The sequence below is a fragment of the Roseivirga sp. UBA838 genome (genome assembly GCF_002296035.1).
GTDB lineage: Bacteria > Bacteroidota > Bacteroidia > Cytophagales > Cyclobacteriaceae > Roseivirga > Roseivirga thermotolerans.
In genome coordinates, this window is the sequence record NZ_DBHC01000042.1 from 183,633 (window position 1) to 200,371 (window position 16,739).

Annotated in this window: 15 protein-coding genes; 8 read left to right on the forward strand and 7 right to left on the reverse strand. The window is 44.9% G+C overall.

The window, feature by feature from the left end; translation table 11 throughout:
• The first annotated feature begins 11 nt into the window (after positions 1 to 11).
• A complete protein-coding gene (locus B3O12_RS15855; RefSeq protein ID WP_286757014.1) occupies positions 12 to 1,214 on the forward strand; it encodes a PQQ-dependent sugar dehydrogenase in 1,203 nt (400 codons plus the stop codon).
• Between the two features lie 325 nt (positions 1,215 to 1,539).
• On the opposite strand, the gene B3O12_RS15860 is transcribed toward B3O12_RS15855, so the two are convergent.
• On the reverse strand, positions 1,540 to 2,556 hold the full coding sequence (locus tag B3O12_RS15860) for a pirin family protein (protein WP_286757015.1): 1,017 nt from the start codon (positions 2,554 to 2,556) through the stop codon (positions 1,540 to 1,542).
• Positions 2,557 to 2,734: 178 nt separating this feature from the next.
• Between B3O12_RS15860 and B3O12_RS15865 the strand changes: the two genes are divergently transcribed.
• A complete protein-coding gene (locus B3O12_RS15865) occupies positions 2,735 to 3,547 on the forward strand; it encodes a TolB family protein (protein ID WP_286757016.1) in 813 nt (270 codons plus the stop codon).
• A 50-nt stretch (positions 3,548 to 3,597) separates the two neighbouring features.
• Here B3O12_RS15865 and mog read toward each other — a convergent pair whose 3' ends face one another.
• A complete protein-coding gene (gene mog / locus B3O12_RS15870) occupies positions 3,598 to 4,143 on the reverse strand; it encodes a molybdopterin adenylyltransferase (RefSeq protein WP_189631100.1) in 546 nt (181 codons plus the stop codon).
• A gap of 68 nt (positions 4,144 to 4,211) precedes the next feature.
• Between mog and B3O12_RS15875 the strand changes: the two genes are divergently transcribed.
• Positions 4,212 to 4,808 carry a peptidylprolyl isomerase gene (locus B3O12_RS15875; protein ID WP_229838718.1) on the forward strand — a complete coding sequence of 199 codons (597 nt, stop codon included), beginning with the start codon at positions 4,212 to 4,214 and terminating at the stop codon, positions 4,806 to 4,808.
• Here the strand turns inward: B3O12_RS15875 and B3O12_RS15880 are convergent.
• Both B3O12_RS15880 and B3O12_RS15885 read right to left on the reverse strand, forming a co-directional pair.
• A complete protein-coding gene (locus B3O12_RS15880) occupies positions 4,805 to 5,965 on the reverse strand; it encodes an MFS transporter (protein ID WP_286757018.1) in 1,161 nt (386 codons plus the stop codon). The two genes, B3O12_RS15875 and B3O12_RS15880, sit on opposite strands and share 4 nt — an antisense overlap.
• A gap of 3 nt (positions 5,966 to 5,968) precedes the next feature.
• Positions 5,969 to 8,002, reverse strand: coding sequence for a M3 family metallopeptidase (locus tag B3O12_RS15885; RefSeq protein ID WP_286757019.1), 2,034 nt, complete (start codon positions 8,000 to 8,002; stop codon positions 5,969 to 5,971).
• 241 nt (positions 8,003 to 8,243) lie between these two features.
• Here B3O12_RS15885 and B3O12_RS15890 point away from each other — a divergent pair, with 241 nt between their 5' ends.
• Entirely contained in the window at positions 8,244 to 10,679 is a 2,436-nt protein-coding gene (locus B3O12_RS15890; protein WP_286757020.1) for a beta strand repeat-containing protein, read from the forward strand.
• Positions 10,627 to 11,517 (forward strand): T9SS type A sorting domain-containing protein, encoded by an 891-nt coding sequence (locus B3O12_RS15895; protein WP_286757021.1) that lies wholly within the window; start codon positions 10,627 to 10,629, stop codon positions 11,515 to 11,517. Before B3O12_RS15890 ends, B3O12_RS15895 begins: the two co-directional genes overlap by 53 nt.
• Position 11,518: 1 nt before the next feature.
• Here B3O12_RS15895 and B3O12_RS15900 read toward each other — a convergent pair whose 3' ends face one another.
• Positions 11,519 to 12,040: a hypothetical protein gene (locus B3O12_RS15900; RefSeq protein WP_286757022.1), complete on the reverse strand. Its 522-nt coding sequence runs from the start codon at positions 12,038 to 12,040 to the stop codon at positions 11,519 to 11,521.
• A gap of 81 nt (positions 12,041 to 12,121) precedes the next feature.
• On the reverse strand, positions 12,122 to 13,093 hold the full coding sequence (trpS, locus tag B3O12_RS15905) for a tryptophan--tRNA ligase (protein ID WP_286757023.1): 972 nt from the start codon (positions 13,091 to 13,093) through the stop codon (positions 12,122 to 12,124).
• An 88-nt stretch (positions 13,094 to 13,181) separates the two neighbouring features.
• Between trpS and B3O12_RS15910 the strand changes: the two genes are divergently transcribed.
• The 3 genes from B3O12_RS15910 (at position 13,182) to ppk2 (B3O12_RS15920) (ending at position 16,014) form a co-directional block, all read left to right on the forward strand.
• Positions 13,182 to 14,231: a DUF1573 domain-containing protein gene (locus B3O12_RS15910; protein WP_286757024.1), complete on the forward strand. Its 1,050-nt coding sequence runs from the start codon at positions 13,182 to 13,184 to the stop codon at positions 14,229 to 14,231.
• Between the two features lie 95 nt (positions 14,232 to 14,326).
• Positions 14,327 to 15,226, forward strand: a complete 900-nt coding sequence (ppk2, locus tag B3O12_RS15915) for a polyphosphate kinase 2 (protein ID WP_189631108.1) — start codon at positions 14,327 to 14,329, stop codon at positions 15,224 to 15,226.
• Positions 15,226 to 16,014 carry a polyphosphate kinase 2 gene (gene ppk2 / locus B3O12_RS15920; protein ID WP_189631109.1) on the forward strand — a complete coding sequence of 263 codons (789 nt, stop codon included), beginning with the start codon at positions 15,226 to 15,228 and terminating at the stop codon, positions 16,012 to 16,014. Before ppk2 (B3O12_RS15915) ends, ppk2 (B3O12_RS15920) begins: the two co-directional genes overlap by 1 nt.
• Here the strand turns inward: ppk2 (B3O12_RS15920) and B3O12_RS15925 are convergent.
• Complete coding sequence (locus B3O12_RS15925) at positions 16,011 to 16,709, reverse strand: pseudouridine synthase (RefSeq protein WP_286757025.1); 699 nt, start codon at positions 16,707 to 16,709, stop codon at positions 16,011 to 16,013. The genes ppk2 (B3O12_RS15920) and B3O12_RS15925 overlap by 4 nt on opposite strands.
• Between the last annotated feature and the right edge of the window lie 30 nt (positions 16,710 to 16,739).

The following is a 16,739-nucleotide window of genomic DNA, read 5'->3' on the forward strand; positions in this document are numbered from 1 at the left end:
AATTATCCATCATGCCATTTACAGTTTTTTTAAAACCATTTTTAAGCCTCATTGCGTTTATTGTGTATACCTTAAATAAAACCATGAGAATAAAATCACTTCTTTTTACCACCGTATGGTTATCAGCTTTGGCCTGCACGGCAGGGCCTAACGATGTACCTCTCACCGAAAAAGATACTGAACCAATAAGAGTAAAAGCCGAGCTGGTAAACGATAAGCTTAAGAACCCGTGGGGAATGGCTTTTTTGCCCGATGGCCGGATTTTAATTACTGAAAAGGAAGGTAGGATTGTGCTTCTCGAAAATGGTGAGATTGTCAATGACAATGTAGCCGGAGGGCCTTCTAGTGTAGTGAGAGGGCAGGGTGGTTTGCTGGATATTGAGTTGCACCCCAATTTTGAGAACAATCGATGGGTATACTTTACCTATGCCAGCAATGAAGGTGATGGAGATGGAGCCATGACTGCGCTGAGCCGCGCTCAGTGGAACGGTTCGGCCTTCGAAAACCATGAGGTACTCTACAAAGGAAGTCCGAATACACGAGCCAGCCAGCATTTCGGCAGCCGAATTGCCTTCGACCGCGATAATCATGTCTACTTCTCCATTGGTGATAGAGGAAATAGGGATGGGAACCCTCAAGACATTACACGAGATGGAGGAAAGATATACCGCTTGAACGATGACGGTTCAATTCCTGCAGATAACCCTTTCATTGGGCATAAGGGAGCTAAGGAAGCCATTTATTCTTATGGACACCGCAACCCGCAAGGGTTGGCCATGCACCCCGAAACCGGAGCTATTTGGTCTCATGAGCATGGCCCTCAGGGTGGCGATGAACTTAACCTAATAAAGAAAGGGGCAAACTATGGCTGGCCTGTAATTACCTATGGGGTGAATTATGGTGGCTCGCCAATTACCGATGAAACTACTCGCCCCGGAATGGAACAACCGATTACTTACTGGGTGCCCTCTATAGCTCCCTGTGGAATGGCCATTGTTCATCAATCGAATTATGAAGGGTGGGATGGTAATATCATTGTTGGCTCTCTTAAGTTCAATTATTTGGTGCGTTTAGTAGTAGAAGATGATGAGGTGGTGGCAGAAGAGAAAATAGCCGAAGGAATTGGCCGGGTAAGGAATGTGGAAATGGGCAATGACGGTTATTTGTATGTTGGAGTAGAAGGGGGCGGACTTTACCGATTGGTTGCCGACTAATAGATTAGAAGGACTTCCGGTGGAGGCTACGTCCATCTCAGTAAGAGCCATTTGTGAAGACACCAGTGGTGGCAAATGGCCAAAGCTAGGCCGTGCCGCTTAAGTAAGCCAACTCGCTTTTAAGATGCCCTCTTACTTCTCGCAAGCAATGATAATTGCTTGCTCATATGGGCCGGGAAGGTTCCGAAATCAAATGCTTTTTGATTGCTATAATCACTCTGAAACTTGCCTTTGCCACAGGCAGGCAAGCTCAGTGTGACGCTTACAAAGTTTTCCAGACGCTCTCTTCAGGCCTGTGAGATTAGAAATCTACCTAAATAGCCCTTTAGCCTTTTTCTTCCAGCCTTCCATCGGCATGCAAGGCAAACCTACCCCGATCGGGAGCATGTGTGTGGGCATAAGAAGGCCAGGGCCAGCCACCGAATTCAGTCTGCTGAAACTGAGCAAAGACATTCTGAATTTCCTGATGTGAATTCATCACAAAAGGGCCATACTTAGCCACAGGTTCACCAATGGGTTTGCCCTGAAGTAAAAGTAGTTTTGCACCGCTGGCCGAGGCCTGCAAGTTGGTGGTTTGTTCGGCTTTTAATTTTACGGTATGCATGGCCGGTACCTCAGCACCTTCTACATCGAGCGAATCACCGTTATACAAGTAAATGCTGCGGTTGGTGTCTTTGCGGCTGGCGGGCAGGGTGAAACTGGCATTTGGAGCCATATCAATCAACCAAATGGCTACATCGTTTTCAGGGTTGGCCGCAAACGAATCTGGCGCAGGCGCATAACGCTTCACTTCGTTTAATTCACCACATATTACTTTAATGCGACTCAATGCTCCACGACTGTCGGTAAACTCCACTATAGGAATGTCTTCATTCCAAAGCATTCCAAAGTAAGGCGGTACTTTTTTGCTTTTAGCCGGAAGGTTAAGCCAAATCTGAAAGAGCAGTAAGTGATTTTCTGCATCTTCTTTGAGCAACGGAAACATTTCGGCATGTTGAACGCCTCCTCCTGCGGTCATCCATTGCACATCGCCATTGCCAAACCTACCGGCTGCTCCTAAAGAGTCCGAATGATCTACCAGTCCTTTTTCGGCAATGGTTATGGTTTCAAAGCCGGCATGCGGGTGGGCCGGAAAACCCGGGACGCTTTCTCCATGATACATGCTCCAACCGTCTTTAGCACTAAAATCGGATCCAATATTTCTGCCGCTGGTTCCCCCAAACGGCCCAAGGTGCCCATTTCCTCGCGGATATTTATCGTTGTGATAGGCGCAAAACAAAAAAGGGTCTTGCGTTTGCCAGGGAAATTGAAGGGCTTCTATTCTAATGATGGGATTGCTCATAAAATTCGGTTATACATGTAGCAACATACAAAAAGGAAAGAAAGTTTTGTCTCTTTAATGCGCACATATTTTACCAATTTAAGCCGAAATAGAGACTTCTGATTGGCCGACTATGAAACACCCCTTGTTCTTTTGTCTATTAATGATACTGGCCGCATGTAGTGGCAACTCATCAAAGATGGGAGAAAGGCTGGTATACCTTAAAATATCGGATGGAAATGCTGATTTATATAGTGCCGATGTATTTGGGCAGTGGGAAGAAAGACTTACTTCCAGCCCAGGTTATGACCAAAGTCCTAAATGGAATGCAACGCTGAATAAACTGATCTATTACTCCAACGATTCGCTGGGAAACTTTAACGTATTGTCTATGGATTTGAGGACAGGAACTACTGATACGCTTCCTTTTTCAGATCTAGATAACTATCAGTTGTCGCCCGATGGTCGTTTTATCTTCTATACGGTTTCGGAAGGGGAGACGACTCATATTTGGAGGGCCAATATAGACGGAAGTAATCCAGAACAACTAACTCACCATGAGGGCTACAACGGACGCTTTAGTATTTCTCCTAACGTTGAAAAAATGGCTTTCATTTCTGACCGAACAGGTACTAATCAGCTCTTTATTCTGGACTTGAAGAGTATGGAGTTAGAGCAGATAAGCTTTTTTCCGCTGATGGCAAAATATTCAAGCTGGTCTCCTGATGGAAAGCAATTGGCCCTATGCTTAGCAGGAGATGCGGAAGAATTGCAGTGGGATATTTGGTTGTACACCACAGCCAATGGAGCACTTGAAAGAATTACCAATACAGTATATTCTGAACAGGAAATTGCCTGGTCCATCAGTGGCCGAAAAATTGCTTTTCACGGAACCACTGCAAGCGATGGAGATCAAATCTATACCATCGATTTAGTGGATGGAAGTTTTGTTAAAATCACCTCGGGCAATTTCTATCACGGTGAGCCCACTTGGGTGCCCTCTCCTAAATAGTGTACCCTCTAGTATGTTTATTGATTTTGCCAAGGCTAAGAACGGATGTCTTAGGCCTTTGGTCGAAATACCTTGATAACTTCCTCTTTTGTTTTCAGGTACGGGCCATTGATTAAGTCTATGCAATATGGAACGGCCGGAAATACGGCATCCAGACATTCGCGGATAGACTTGGGTTTGCCGGGCAGGTTAATAATAAGGCTACTGCCTCTGATCCCGGCTGTCTGCCTCGAAAGAATGGCCGTAGGCACATACTGAAGGCTTACCTGACGCATAAGTTCGCCAAAGCCGGGCATCATTTTGTCACAAACCGTCTCGGTTGCTTCAGGTGTAACATCGCGTGGAGCCGGCCCGGTACCTCCTGTGGTCACAATAAGGCAGCATTTTTCTTTGTCTGCCATTTGCTTAAGGGTGCTTTCAATAAGGTATTGTTCATCAGGAATAATCTGGTGAATGGGTTCCCAGGGAGTAATGAGGTAGTCATTGAGTGTGTCGATAATGGCCGGACCTGAGAGGTCTTCGTACTTTCCTTCGCTCGCTCGGTCCGATACTGTGATAATACCGATTTTTACCGGTGCTGTTCCATCCAATTCCATGCTCAAAGAAACAATGGAGCCTTCTCAAATCCAATGCATGCCTTAAGATTATGCCTTATATTGGTGTCATGAAAAAGTATTTTGTAGCCCTGATAGCCGCTTTACTTCTGGGTTCAGCACCCCTTAAACGATACGAAGTGGCCCAAATTAACACCCGATTTGGTGAAATTCTGGTTTGGTTATATGACGATACACCCAAGCATAAGGCGGCATTTTTAGAGCTGGCTCGCGAAGGATATTTCGATGATTATACCTTCAATAGGGTTATTGAAAACTTTGTAGCTCAGGGTGGTTGCCCCGATACTCCGGAAGGCTTTGCCTACTCGGTGCATCTGTTGGAACCGGAGTTTGAAGCCGGGCATAAGCATATTTACGGAGCTTTTGGTGCAGGAAGAGATAACAACCCCGGTAAACTATCTGCGGCTTGTCAGTTTTACATTGTGCAGAATAAGGAGGGGCTTCCACGGCTTGACGGTAATTATATGATCTATGGGCAAGTGATTAAGGGAATGGATTTGGTTGATCGCATCGTAAAGGAGGAGAAGGATAAAAACAATGCTCCTTTAGAGCCGATTCCGCTCGATGTAAATGTGATTGAAATGACAGCCAGAGAGCTAAAGGCTTTGGGGCTGGATGTTGCCACCCAAACATTTAAAGGATATTAAGGGGTCTTAAAGAGTCTGCGGGTATATATGAGCCCAAATAAAGGCCCAATGAATAAGGTGAATAGTAACCATTCTACGGGTAGGAATGTACTCAGAAATTGCAGCATCTGAATACTCGGAATGGTAAGAAAAAAGCCGATAGAAACGGCCAAAGTAAGCGCAGTACCCTTAAGTTCTGTGGGAGCTTTTTGGGCGTTGAGAGCGGAGAATTGTGCCGAATCGCCAATAACGGCATAGCCCCATAGACAAAGGGCGATTAAGTAAAGCCATTGAGGCAGAGAGAATAATAATGGAGAGATGAGGCAAAGGGTCCCGGAGGTCATAAGAAAAGCATAGGCTACCCGGTCACTTCCTTTTTTCACTGACCAGTACCCACCTGTTACACAACCAATGGCACCCATGGCCATCACAACAAAGGTCCATAAACTGGAGGGCAATGCTTCAGAGTAATGTCCAAGAACCAGGGGTAAGAATGCCCAGAAGGTGTAAAGCTCCCACATATGGCCAAAGTAGCCGAATGCAGCATGGCGAAACTCTTTCTTTTTAAATACATGAAGAGCCTGTTTCATCGAAAATCCATTCGATTTGACTCGTGAGGGACCATCGCCCACAAAAAAGAAAATGAGCGTTCCCCCAAAAACGGCAAGGGTGGAGGTTCCAATCATTACCGGTTGCCAGTCATAGCCGCCCCCCAGGTGGTTGAGTAAGTGTGGAAAGGCAGAACCCATGACCAGAGCACCGACCAAATAACCTAAGGCTTTGCCCAATCGGCCTTCAAACCAATCGGAGGCAATTTTCATCCCCACCGGGTATATCCCGGCCAGGGTAATACCTGTAAGAAAACGAAACAACAGGAGCAATTCGAACGACTGTCCTGTAAACAGTACGGCACCATTGAGTGCTGCACCCAGCAAGGCACATATAAAAAACACCTTAGAGGCACTGAACCGATCGGCCAGAGAGCTTAGTGCGAACAGTAGTGTGCCGCTAATGAAGCCTAACATTACACTGGAAGTAACCAGAGCAATGCTATTGGGGGGAAGCCCCCACGATTCCTGAATTTGTGGTAAAATGGCATTGCCGGCAAACCAAAGTGAAGTGCCGGCAAATTGAGCCAATACAATAATGGGCAATATGTATGCAGGTGGTTGCTTCAAGGTCTATTGAAGTAATCCGGCTCTTCTCAATAGTGCCTTCACATCGGGTTCCTGACCTCTAAAGCGCTTGTATAGCTTCATTGGGTGTTCAGAACCACCGGCCGAAAGTACATGCTCTTTGAACTTATCGGCAATACTACGGTTGAATATGCCATGTTCCTTAAAGTATTCAAAGGCGTCTGCATCCAACACTTCGGCCCATTTGTAGCTATAGTATCCGGCCGAATAGCCTCCCTGAAAAATATGAGAGAAGGAGCAACTCATATTGGTGCCTTCAATGGGTGCCAGAACATCGGTTTTACTCATAATGTCACTTTCAAAGGCTGCCACATTTTCTACTTCGAGGTTTTCTGTACCGTGCCAGGCCATATCTAACATACCAAAGCTTAGCTGGCGCATGGTTTGATAACCTTCCATAAAGCTGGCACTCTCCTTAATGCGTTCAATATACTCCTGTGGAATTTTCTCACCGGTTTTGTAATGGCGTGCAAACAGGTCGAGACATTCTTTTTCATAGCACCAATTTTCCATGAGTTGAGAAGGTAGCTCCACAAAGTCCCAGTACACACTGGTTCCGGAAAGACTCTCGTAAGTGCCATTGGCCAACATACCGTGCAGGGCATGTCCAAATTCATGAAACAAGGTAGTTACTTCATTGAAGGTAAGGAGGGAGGGGGTGGTTTTACTTGGCTTAGTGAAGTTGCACACAATTGAAACCAATGGACGATGATTGCCTGATTCATCTTTATACTGTCCCGCATATGAGGTCATCCATGCCCCGGCACGTTTACCTGCTCTGGGAAAAAAGTCGGCATAGAAAGTAGCTACATCGTTGTCGTTTTCATCCTTTACCTCATAAACGGTTACGTCTTTGTGGTAACGGTCTATCGATGGGTTTTCGATAAAGCGAATTCCAAAAAGCTTTTCGGCAGTTTTAAAAACGCCTTCCACCACATGCTCTAACTGAAAATAGGGCTTCAAAAGCTCATCGTCTACATTATATTTTTCTTTCTTGAGCTTTTCAGAATAGTAGGCAAAGTCCCATTTTTCTAACTTCTCCAGGCCATCTAGCTTTTGAGCAAACGCAGCCACTTCTTCCACATCTCTGCGAGCTCCGGGCTTACCATATTTTTCCAATTCACTTAAAAAATCCATCACCTTGTCTGGCGATTGAGCCATGCGCTCTTCCAATACGAAATGAGCATGAGTTTTATAGCCCAGTAGTTTTGCACGTTCATTCCTGAGCTTCACAATTTGCTTTACAATCTCCCGGTTGTCTAAATCATCGCCTTTAAAAGCCTTAGAGCCAAAAGCCTTCGCTAGTTTTTCGCGCAGGTCTCTTCTAGCCGAGTACGTCATAAATGGCACATAGCTGGGGTATTCAAGGGTAATCACCCATTTACCCGGATAGCCTTTGTTTTCTGCGGTTTCCGCAGCTTGTTCTTTAATCTGGTCGGGCAGACCGGCCAAATCGGCTTCATTTTCAAGAACCAGTTCATATTTATTGGTTTCTGCCAAAACGTGTTCCCCAAATTCCAGAGATAACTGAGCTAGTTCAACATCAATTTTTCTAAGCCTGGCTTTCTTTTCATTGGAAAGTAAAGCTCCGTTTCTTGTAAAGCTCTTGTATGTTTTATCGAGCAGAGTTTGGGCTTCGGGTGATAGGTCTTCCCTGTTTTGTTGATCGTAAACAGTTTTAACACGCTTAAAAAGCTGTTCATTCAACAATATGTCATTTGAAAACTCAGTAAGCATGGGCGATACCTCTCGGGCAATGGCCTGCATTTCATCGTTGGTTTCAGCACTGTTCAGGTTAAAGAATATGGCACTTACTCTGTCCAGATCTTTACCGGCAAACTCCAGCGCTTCAATGGTGTTTTCAAAGGTAGGTTGCGCCTCTGATGCACCGATTTTATCAATTTCTGCTTTTGCTTTTTCAATGAGTTGTTCGAAAGCAGGTTTAAAATGATCATTGGTGATTTTGGAAAATGCAGGTGGATTATTTAGCGAATTTGATATTGTCAGTAATGGATTCATTCGATATGGTTTTATTCCAAATTTTCTGTGGTGTTGAAAGTCCTAAAAAGGGCAATACAGCCCAAAAATAAGGTAAATTTCGAACTATGCAGGTAGGGTGTTTGTTGCCGTTCAGGTAATTATAGCGACACTTTTCAAATACAATTTTTTGTCGTTAAAAAAACAAAAGAAATTTGGTCATAAGTCCATCTGAAAGTGCGCGGTTTTCGTACATGTCAGCGGCTTGTATTATTTCACCTAAATGTCGAAGTCTTTAATCGGTTTATTGCTTCTGATTGCGCTTGCCCATATGGCTCAGGCGCAAGGGGTGTTTGTTTCTGCAGGGTCTGGGCAATGGCGCGATAGAAATACCTGGACGCTGGTAAGCGGTAGTGATGCCAATGGTCGACCGGATGGAGATGATCAGGTGACAATACAATCGGGCCATACCATTACCATATCTAACAATGAAGATTGCAATGTGCTCATTTTACAGTCGGGCACCATTAACTATAGCGGCAACCGTACCCTTACTATTAATAGCTCTGTAACAGCAACCGGCACTTTTACTCTGTCGGGTTTTAATACCAATCATGTATTCGATAACCTGGGGTCTCTCACAGTAAATTCGGGGGCTACTCTTAATATAGGTGCACTGACTTTTCAAACCGCAGGAGCCACCTCAGTGAACGGAACCATATCCGTTTCAGGTTCTTCCCGAACACGCACCTTTGGAGCAGTAACTGTAAACTCTGCCGGTAGTTTCTTAAATGCCGGTAGCGGATCCACATGGACTATTGGCGGGAATTTGACTGTGAATAATGGTGGTACAGCCACCTTCAACGGCTCATCCAATACTTTTAATTTTTCGGGCAATGTACAAAACAACAGTGGAGGCTTTATGACCATGAATGCCTCAAGCGGTACATATAATTTTGCCGGAAACCTGGTGAATAATGGCACATTTACCAATACGGCCTATGGCACACAGTTTAACTTCAATTCTGCTTCGGGAAGTATTAGCGGTTCCGGGCTTATTAGTCTTTTTCAAGCCAATTTCAACAGTCCATCCAATTATACCAATACCGGTAATCTACAGATTAGAGACGGCATGGCCGGAACGGGTGCTTTTACAAATGGTGCTGGCGCCCAGCTGGAGTTGCAAAATGGTGGGCCTTTTGCGGTAACAACCTTTAATGCAGCGGCTACGGGAAATACCATCACCTATACGGGCTATGGCAACCCTACGGCATTTTCAGGTAACTATTACAATCTGGTATTGAACAAGTCGAGTGGCAACCTGAGCTTTGGTAGCAGCCTTACGGTGGGTAATGACCTGACTATTCAAAGTGGTATTTTACAAGTCAATGCCGTAACTCTCAATATTGGTAATAATGTGAATATAAGTGGGGGAGAACTTACTCCCGATAATGCTTCGGCTGTGGTGAATATTGGAGGTAATATGAATCTTTCGGCCGGAGAGTATGACCACAACAATGGCGATGTGAATGTAACAGGAGCCATAACCGTAACGGGAGGAGACTTCTTTCTCAACGGAGCATCATCTACCATCGATGCCGGGTCGGTAAGCTTGCAAAATGTGTCTCTCACGCTTTCGCAAGGTACCTGGACAACTACTGGCGATTTTAATGTGGGTTCTGGTGCGAATGTCACAGCCAATGGAGCGGCTATTTCTGTTGGAGGGGCGTTTAATCTCAATGCCGGAGCAGCTAATTTTACAGGAGGATCGCTTTCGGGCAATTCATTATACGTGGCTTCCGGTAGAGAGCTTTTTATTAATTCCGTAAACCTGGCCATGACAGGAGCTGCGGTGCTGGATGGTACAATGACCTTTAACAGCTCTACCGGTACAAAGTCTGTTGGTTCTGTGTTGGTTAATTCTGGAGGTAACTGGAATGTGACTCAACCGCTCAATATTACAATCAGTGGAAATATTACCAATAACGGCACCTTTACAGGAGATCCCGGTTACGGAAGTAGTGTGTATACCCTCACCAGTAGCTCAGGCACCATTGGGGGCAGTAACCCGCTTACCATACGCGACATAGTGATTAACAGTCCGGCTAGTTATACCAATACAGGCCAGCTAACAGTGAGCAATACCCTTACAGGTTCCGGCAGCTTTATCAATGGAACGGGAGCAACATTTACCTATTCAGGAAACAATAGTTCGGGTTCTAATTTTACGATTACCAACTTTACTGCTTCCGCAACAGGCAATACCGTAGTTTGGGCAGGCACCACCCATAGTCAGCAATGGCGAACTACCACCAGCACCGCCAATGATTACTACAATGTGGTGGTAAACCTGGGTACGGGAGACTATCAACGCCTCAACTTAGTGGCTGATGTTCGGGTAAATGGTGTGTTGACCATTACGGAAGGAGACCCTGTGTTGGGGAATTTCGATCTGGAACTGGCCACAGGAGCTTCCATAACCGGAGGAAGCAGCAGCAACTGGATTCGGCAAAATGGATCGGGAGTGGTCAGAAAATACTATAGTGGTTTTGGAGATGACCTGAGTCTACCTATTGGAGACAATAACAACTATTCGCCCATTGGCTCTTTTGTGGTGCATTCGGCCACACTTGGAGCCAATCCATATGTAGAGTTTAGCGTAACCGATGCGGCTCACCCCAATCGAAGTACAAGCAACACCGCTCAGGGGGGGGGATGATGACGGTACGGCTGCGGCTGACTATATATCCAGATACTGGACTTTGACAGGCAATGACATGACCGTTCCTAACTTTAGTGCCAGCTATACCTATATTGATGGCGATGTGGTGGGTACGGAATCTAATCTGGTGGCTACTTTGTATAGGCAGCCAATAGGGTCTTCATTTATGGACTGGGCCCAAAAAGGTACGGTGAATGCAGTAAATAATACAGCCACCATCAACAATGGAGATAACTGGGGAGTACTTTATGCCATGGATAACAACATGCAAAGACTGCCGGTAGAGTTGGTTGAATTCAAAGCAAAAGCAGTCAACCGACAGGTAAAACTATACTGGACTACCTCGAGCGAGGTAGACAATAGTTATTTTGAGATTCAACGCTCCAAAACAGGTTACGATTTTAAAGCCATTGGCACCGTAGACGGGCAGGGCAGCTCTGGCACATCGGTTCATTATCAGTTTACTGATCAAAGCCCCGGCTTCGGCCATGTCTTTTATCGCCTTAAACAGGTAGATTTTAATGGAGCTTCTGATTATTCGGAAGTGGTAGGGGTAGATGTGGTTAACCATGAAGGCCAACCCATGTCTGTTAAAGTATATCCAAACCCTGCGCCATCGGGAAGCCATGTAAAGCTGTTGGTGGAGGAGGGAGCTACTTTAGAGCCCGGAGCACAATTGCTATTAATTAATTTGTGGGGTCAGGTGGTTTGGGAGTATACGGTGGCAAGCGAGTCTATAGAAGAGTTAGATCTTCCGCAAATGGCCAGCGGTACTTACGTGCTCAGAATTGCCAGCAAAAACCGACAAATGACTAAGCGATTGGTAGTTCGATAGATTAGAACTCTGAATTACAGAGGGTTATGGACCTGTCTCCATTTAGGTAGCTCTGGTTTTGTGTGCCGTTAATGCCAATGTTGGTGGCTCCCAAAATTTCATCTTTCATAGGTCCAGAGGCCTCAAAGTGAATTTTGACGCTTCCATCAAACACCAGAAGATCACTATAGGTAATAGACTCTCCATTCTCCAGCTTACTCAATAGGGTTATACTTTGGCCTACACCGTCAACTTCAACTACCGGGTTGAGCATGGTGGCTATACTGCCATTATCTTCGAGACTTCCGTAGTGTAAATGTGCCGGGTGATTGGCATTGTTAAATACACCGTTTAGGGTAATTTCTATCTGAGCCACACCACCGGTTCGTTCACGAATAAGCAATGTGCCTGTGGTTTCGTTGCCCTGAACATTGCCGGGTATTAATTGATAGCTAATCTGGTTGCCGGTAAATTCGGCATCGCCTGAATTGTCGCAAGCCGAAATTATCAGTACAGAAGCAAGGGCGATTATAAAATTCTTCATGGTGCTTAAATCTGCTAATTCAACGCAGCAACGCCATGTTTGGTGCAAAGCTGGGCGGAAAATGTGCCTTGAAAGCAAGACCTAGGCAAAGCCAATGGCTTTTTTAAATCGCTGTAATACTTCCCGGGCAATTACTCTGGCCTTTTCCTCACCAATAGAGAGCTGCTTCTCCAATTCATCGAGGTTGTTCATGTAATCGTTGTATAGGGCTCTTTCCCTGGCAAATTTTTCAACAATCAGCTCAAAGAGTTCTTGTTTGGCGTGGCCGTAGCCATAATTACCTGCCAGGTATTTTTCCCTCATGGCTTTAGCTTGTTCTTTATCGGCCAATATAGAATAGAGCGCAAAAGTATTGTCAGTATCCGGGTTCTTAGGTTCTTTCAGCGGAGTACTATCGCTTACAATTTTCATGATGTTCTTGCGCAAGGCCTTATCGGGCTGAAAAATATCGATGATGTTGCCGTATGACTTGCTCATCTTCTGCCCGTCAATTCCCGGTATGGTCATAATTTGCTCATCGATTTTGGCTTCGGGCAAAACAAATATTTCACCATACTGATGGTTAATGGCACTGGCAATGTCTCGGGTTATCTCCAGGTGCTGCTTTTGATCTTTGCCCACGGGCACTACATGTGCATCGTAGAGCAGAATATCGCAGGCCATAAGTACCGGGTAAGTAAATAGTCCGGCATTGACATCGGCAAGCCTATCCGACTTATCCTTGAAGCTGTGCGCATTGGCCAGCATAGGGAAGGGAGTAAAGCAGTTGAGATACCAATTGAGTTCGCACACTTCGGGTACTCTCGATTGCCTGTAGAATGTATTTTTACTGGTATCGAATCCAAATGCCAACCAGGCTGCGGCTACGGCATTGGTGTTTTCTATTCGAGTTTTCGGGTCTTTAATGGTGGTGAGAGAGTGCAAATCGGCAATGAAGAAGAACGATTCGTTGCCCTCATCTTTAGATAGCTCTATGGCTGGCTTTATTGCACCTAAAATATTACCCAAATGTGGTTTTCCGGAACTCTGTATACCAGTAAGTATTCTTGCCATCGGTAAAATTTTGGGCAAATTAAAGAAATATGACCCGCTCAAATCAAATTAACATCGTTTATTTTGGTTGATATTACATATGGAAAATATGACTAGGCTTTCGAGGTTAACTCTTATTTCGTTTATGTGTCTCGTTTACACGGTATTAGGGGCGCAGGAGTTAGAATTTATTGATTTGGGAGTGGTTGAAGGGGAGTTCAGAACCCTTCACAAAGAGGTTGCCTGGGTTAATACAACCCATGAGCAGGTCGACTTACGGGTGGTAAGCAAAAGCAGAAATCTAATGGTTAGCCGGGAGTCGTTTTCTTTAGCTGTAGGGGATACGGCTCACATTGCCTTTGAAATTGCCCTGGCCCAGCGTCCCGGATATTACGAATATGAGATTCAACTGCTGGCCGGTGAGAATTTTCTGTTACACGGAATGCAATTTGGTTTGCAGGTTTTGGCTGCTGAAATAGATGTTTTTAGAGCGTATAGAAATATTCATTGGCCTTTTCGGGCAAAAGAGAATGTATTCAATTTACAGGCTGGCTATAAGGGAGATACCCTTCGAAAAACTTTTGATGTATTCAACCTGAGTGGTGAAAATTTATCGCTCGAATATGTTCAGGCCAATGATTCTACCTGGGTTACTTTTGAACCTAAATTAATAAAACACAATCAGTTTGGTCACATGACCATAGCCGTACTATCGGGCAAAAAGGCTCCTTCAGGCTTCCAAAGGTATAATCTTGAGCTTATCAATGAGGGAAAAACATTGGCCAACCTTCCCATACAGTTTACCCTTTTGCCCCCTCCGGTACAGGCCGATTCTGTGGTTCACGAGCGACCAATCTTTACCAGCAGCTTAATTAATCACGATTTCAAAGAGGTTAAAAAAGGGCAGGTAAGAGAAGTAGAGGTAGTGCTGGCCAATGTGGGCAATGCAGAGTTGGTTATAGAGCAGTTGGAGTCTAACTGCACCTGCCTCACGTATTCTTTGGCCGAAAGCAAATTACAGCCTGGAAGCAGTACCGTATTGACAGTGACATTTGATGCTACCAACCGGAGCGGACTTGAAAAAAAGACGCTGGCCGTCTTTACCAACGACCCCAATAACCCAACTCAAGTACTTACTTTTAGGGCTCATGTAAAGTGAGGCATACCTTTGACAATAATAAGGTGCTATAATTCTTAAATAGGGCTGTTCTTTAGTAGTTTTTTCTATATTAGTCGCCCCTGATAAGTAACCCAATGAGCGAGTTTTTAATAACAGACGACTCTATTAATAATAACCTACAGGCTTCTAAAAGGCTGACCAACGCTGATTTTAATAAAATTAAGACACGGGCCGACCTTGAAGCAGTATTGCAGAGTAAGAATAGAGATTACAGCAAGGCCCTTTTTAATCTGGAGTATGAACGACAGTTGGAACAACTACAGATTGAACTGGTGAAATGGCAACGATGGGTGGCCGAAACGCAGCAGCGGGTGGCAATAATTTTTGAAGGCCGTGATGCTGCCGGAAAAGGGGGATCTATAAAGAGATTTATCGAGCACATGAACCCGCGTTCGTTACGCGTGGTAGCTCTTAACAAGCCAACCGATCTGGAAAAAAAGCAATGGTACTTTAGGCGCTATATCAAGGAGCTTCCCAATGCTGGCGAAATAGTATTTTTTGATCGAAGCTGGTACAACAGGGCGGTGGTAGAGCCGGTAATGGGATTTTGCAGCGAGGAGCAGTATCAGCAATTTATGCGTCAGGTGCCTGAGTTTGAACATATGTTGTTTGAGGATGGGGTTCATGTAATTAAACTCTGGTTTTCCATTAACAAAGAAGAACAGCATCGGAGGTTCGAAGACCGCAGAAACAACCCACTTAAACAATGGAAGTTGAGCCCGGTTGATGAAAAGGGACAGGAAATGTGGGAGAAATATACCTACTACAAAGAGCAAATGTTTGCCCGAACGCACACCACATTTAGCCCCTGGACCATTATTAAAACCAACAAAAAGAAGATAGCCCGCTTGGAGAGTATTCGCTATGTGCTTTCCAAATTTGAATATGATGGTAAGGAAAGTGCCAATACCACCGTGTTGCCCGATCCGAATGTGGTAATGAGGTTTCACCGTTCAATTTATCACCTGGTATAATGGATAAGAAGTATATGTTTTCAGAAAAGGAGCTAAGGCTTCTTAATACCAATAAGGCCATAAAACTATTGCTGGCACAGGGCGATGAAATTAACCCCGAGAAAGTGTTGCGTTATGTGCGTTATGAAAAAACTCTCGAAGACCTGCAGGTAGAACTTATTAAAATGCAGCAGTGGGTGATTAAAAATAACAAGCGGGTTTGTCTTCTGTTCGAAGGCCGTGATGCGGCCGGAAAAGGGGGGGCAATCAGACGGGTGACTCACCACCTGAATCCTAGAAACTACCGGGTTGTGGCCCTTCCAAAACCCACCGAACAGGAGAGAGGGCAGTGGTATTTTCAGCGCTATATTACCCGGTTGCCTAACCCGGGAGAGATTGTTCTTTTTGACAGAAGTTGGTACAACAGAGCTGTTGTGGAGCCGGTGAATGGCTTTTGTAGTCAGGAAGAGTATGAACGCTTTATGAGTGAGGTGAACGACTTTGAGAACATGATTACCAACGATGGCATTATTCTCATGAAATTCTACTTCTCCATTACCAAAGGTGAGCAGGCCAACAGGTTCGAAGATATTGCTTCTAATCCATTGAAAAGATGGAAAATGTCTCCGGTTGATGCCAAAGCGCAGGAGCTATGGGATGTATATACCCAATACAAAGAGCGCATGTTTGCCCATACTAATACAGACAGAAACCCCTGGATAATTCTACGGGCCAACCGAAAAACCACCGCCAGGGTGGCAGTGATTAAGCATATCCTAAAACGAATTCCGTATAAAGAAAAAGCTTAACAAAACCCAAGTGGGTGCTTAAACCCCAGTGTTCGAAACATTCTCAAAAATTCAGGCTGGGGAGAAGCCTGTATTTGAATCTCCCGGCTCAAAATTGGATGTCTGAAGCTTAATGAACAAGCATGCAAGAGCATAGTGTTCATGTTCCATTTTTCCAAAAAGAGCTTGTTTTGTTTATTGCAGCCATGAGGCCTGTCGCCAATAATTGGGTGCAGAATATGAGCAAAGTGCTTCCTGAGCTGATGCATTCTTCCGGTTTCGGGTTTGGCTTCAACCAGTGAATACCTTGAAGTAGCATGCTTGCCAAATGGAACTGCAATTTCAGTTCTATCCAACGTCTTATAATGCGTTACCGCTTCCTGAGTTTTGCCTTTGTCGTTGGTTAAGGCATAGTCAATAGTGCCTACATCATCCGTGTATCCTCGCAAAATGGCCCAATAAATTTTGGTTACGGAGTGTTCTTCAAACTGCACCATCAAATCCGTTATCAGTTCTTTATTCAACGCGAAGAGTAAAACTCCCGAGGTCTTTCTGTCTAATCTATGGATAGGGTACACGTGTTGACCGATTTGATTCCTTAGCTCCTGAACGGCATAAGTATCGGTGTTGGTAGCAATAGGGGAGCGATGTACCAGCAGACCATGGGGTTTGTTAATGGCTATGAGGTGGGAGTCTTGGTAGAGGATTTTGAGCATTTGGCGTAATGAGTATTGCGTACCGGGTAT

Bases quoted from the DNA above. Each gene is read 5' to 3' on its own strand.
- mog (WP_189631100.1), bottom strand. From the start codon at position 4,143: ATGGAATTGGATGGAACAGCACCGGTAAAAATCGGTATTATCACAGTA.
- B3O12_RS15865 (WP_286757016.1), top strand. From the start codon at position 2,735: ATGGGAGAAAGGCTGGTATACCTTAAAATATCGGATGGAAATGCTGAT.
- trpS (WP_286757023.1), bottom strand. From the start codon at position 13,093: ATGGCAAGAATACTTACTGGTATACAGAGTTCCGGAAAACCACATTTG.
- ppk2 (WP_189631109.1), top strand. From the start codon at position 15,226: ATGGATAAGAAGTATATGTTTTCAGAAAAGGAGCTAAGGCTTCTTAAT.
- B3O12_RS15890 (WP_286757020.1), top strand. From the start codon at position 8,244: ATGTCGAAGTCTTTAATCGGTTTATTGCTTCTGATTGCGCTTGCCCAT.
- B3O12_RS15895 (WP_286757021.1), top strand. From the start codon at position 10,627: ATGCGGCTCACCCCAATCGAAGTACAAGCAACACCGCTCAGGGGGGGG.
- B3O12_RS15855 (WP_286757014.1), top strand. From the start codon at position 12: ATGCCATTTACAGTTTTTTTAAAACCATTTTTAAGCCTCATTGCGTTT.
- B3O12_RS15925 (WP_286757025.1), bottom strand. From the start codon at position 16,709: ATGCTCAAAATCCTCTACCAAGACTCCCACCTCATAGCCATTAACAAA.
- B3O12_RS15875 (WP_229838718.1), top strand. From the start codon at position 4,212: ATGAAAAAGTATTTTGTAGCCCTGATAGCCGCTTTACTTCTGGGTTCA.
- B3O12_RS15910 (WP_286757024.1), top strand. From the start codon at position 13,182: ATGACTAGGCTTTCGAGGTTAACTCTTATTTCGTTTATGTGTCTCGTT.
- B3O12_RS15885 (WP_286757019.1), bottom strand. From the start codon at position 8,002: ATGAATCCATTACTGACAATATCAAATTCGCTAAATAATCCACCTGCA.
- ppk2 (WP_189631108.1), top strand. From the start codon at position 14,327: ATGAGCGAGTTTTTAATAACAGACGACTCTATTAATAATAACCTACAG.
- B3O12_RS15900 (WP_286757022.1), bottom strand. From the start codon at position 12,040: ATGAAGAATTTTATAATCGCCCTTGCTTCTGTACTGATAATTTCGGCT.
- B3O12_RS15860 (WP_286757015.1), bottom strand. From the start codon at position 2,556: ATGAGCAATCCCATCATTAGAATAGAAGCCCTTCAATTTCCCTGGCAA.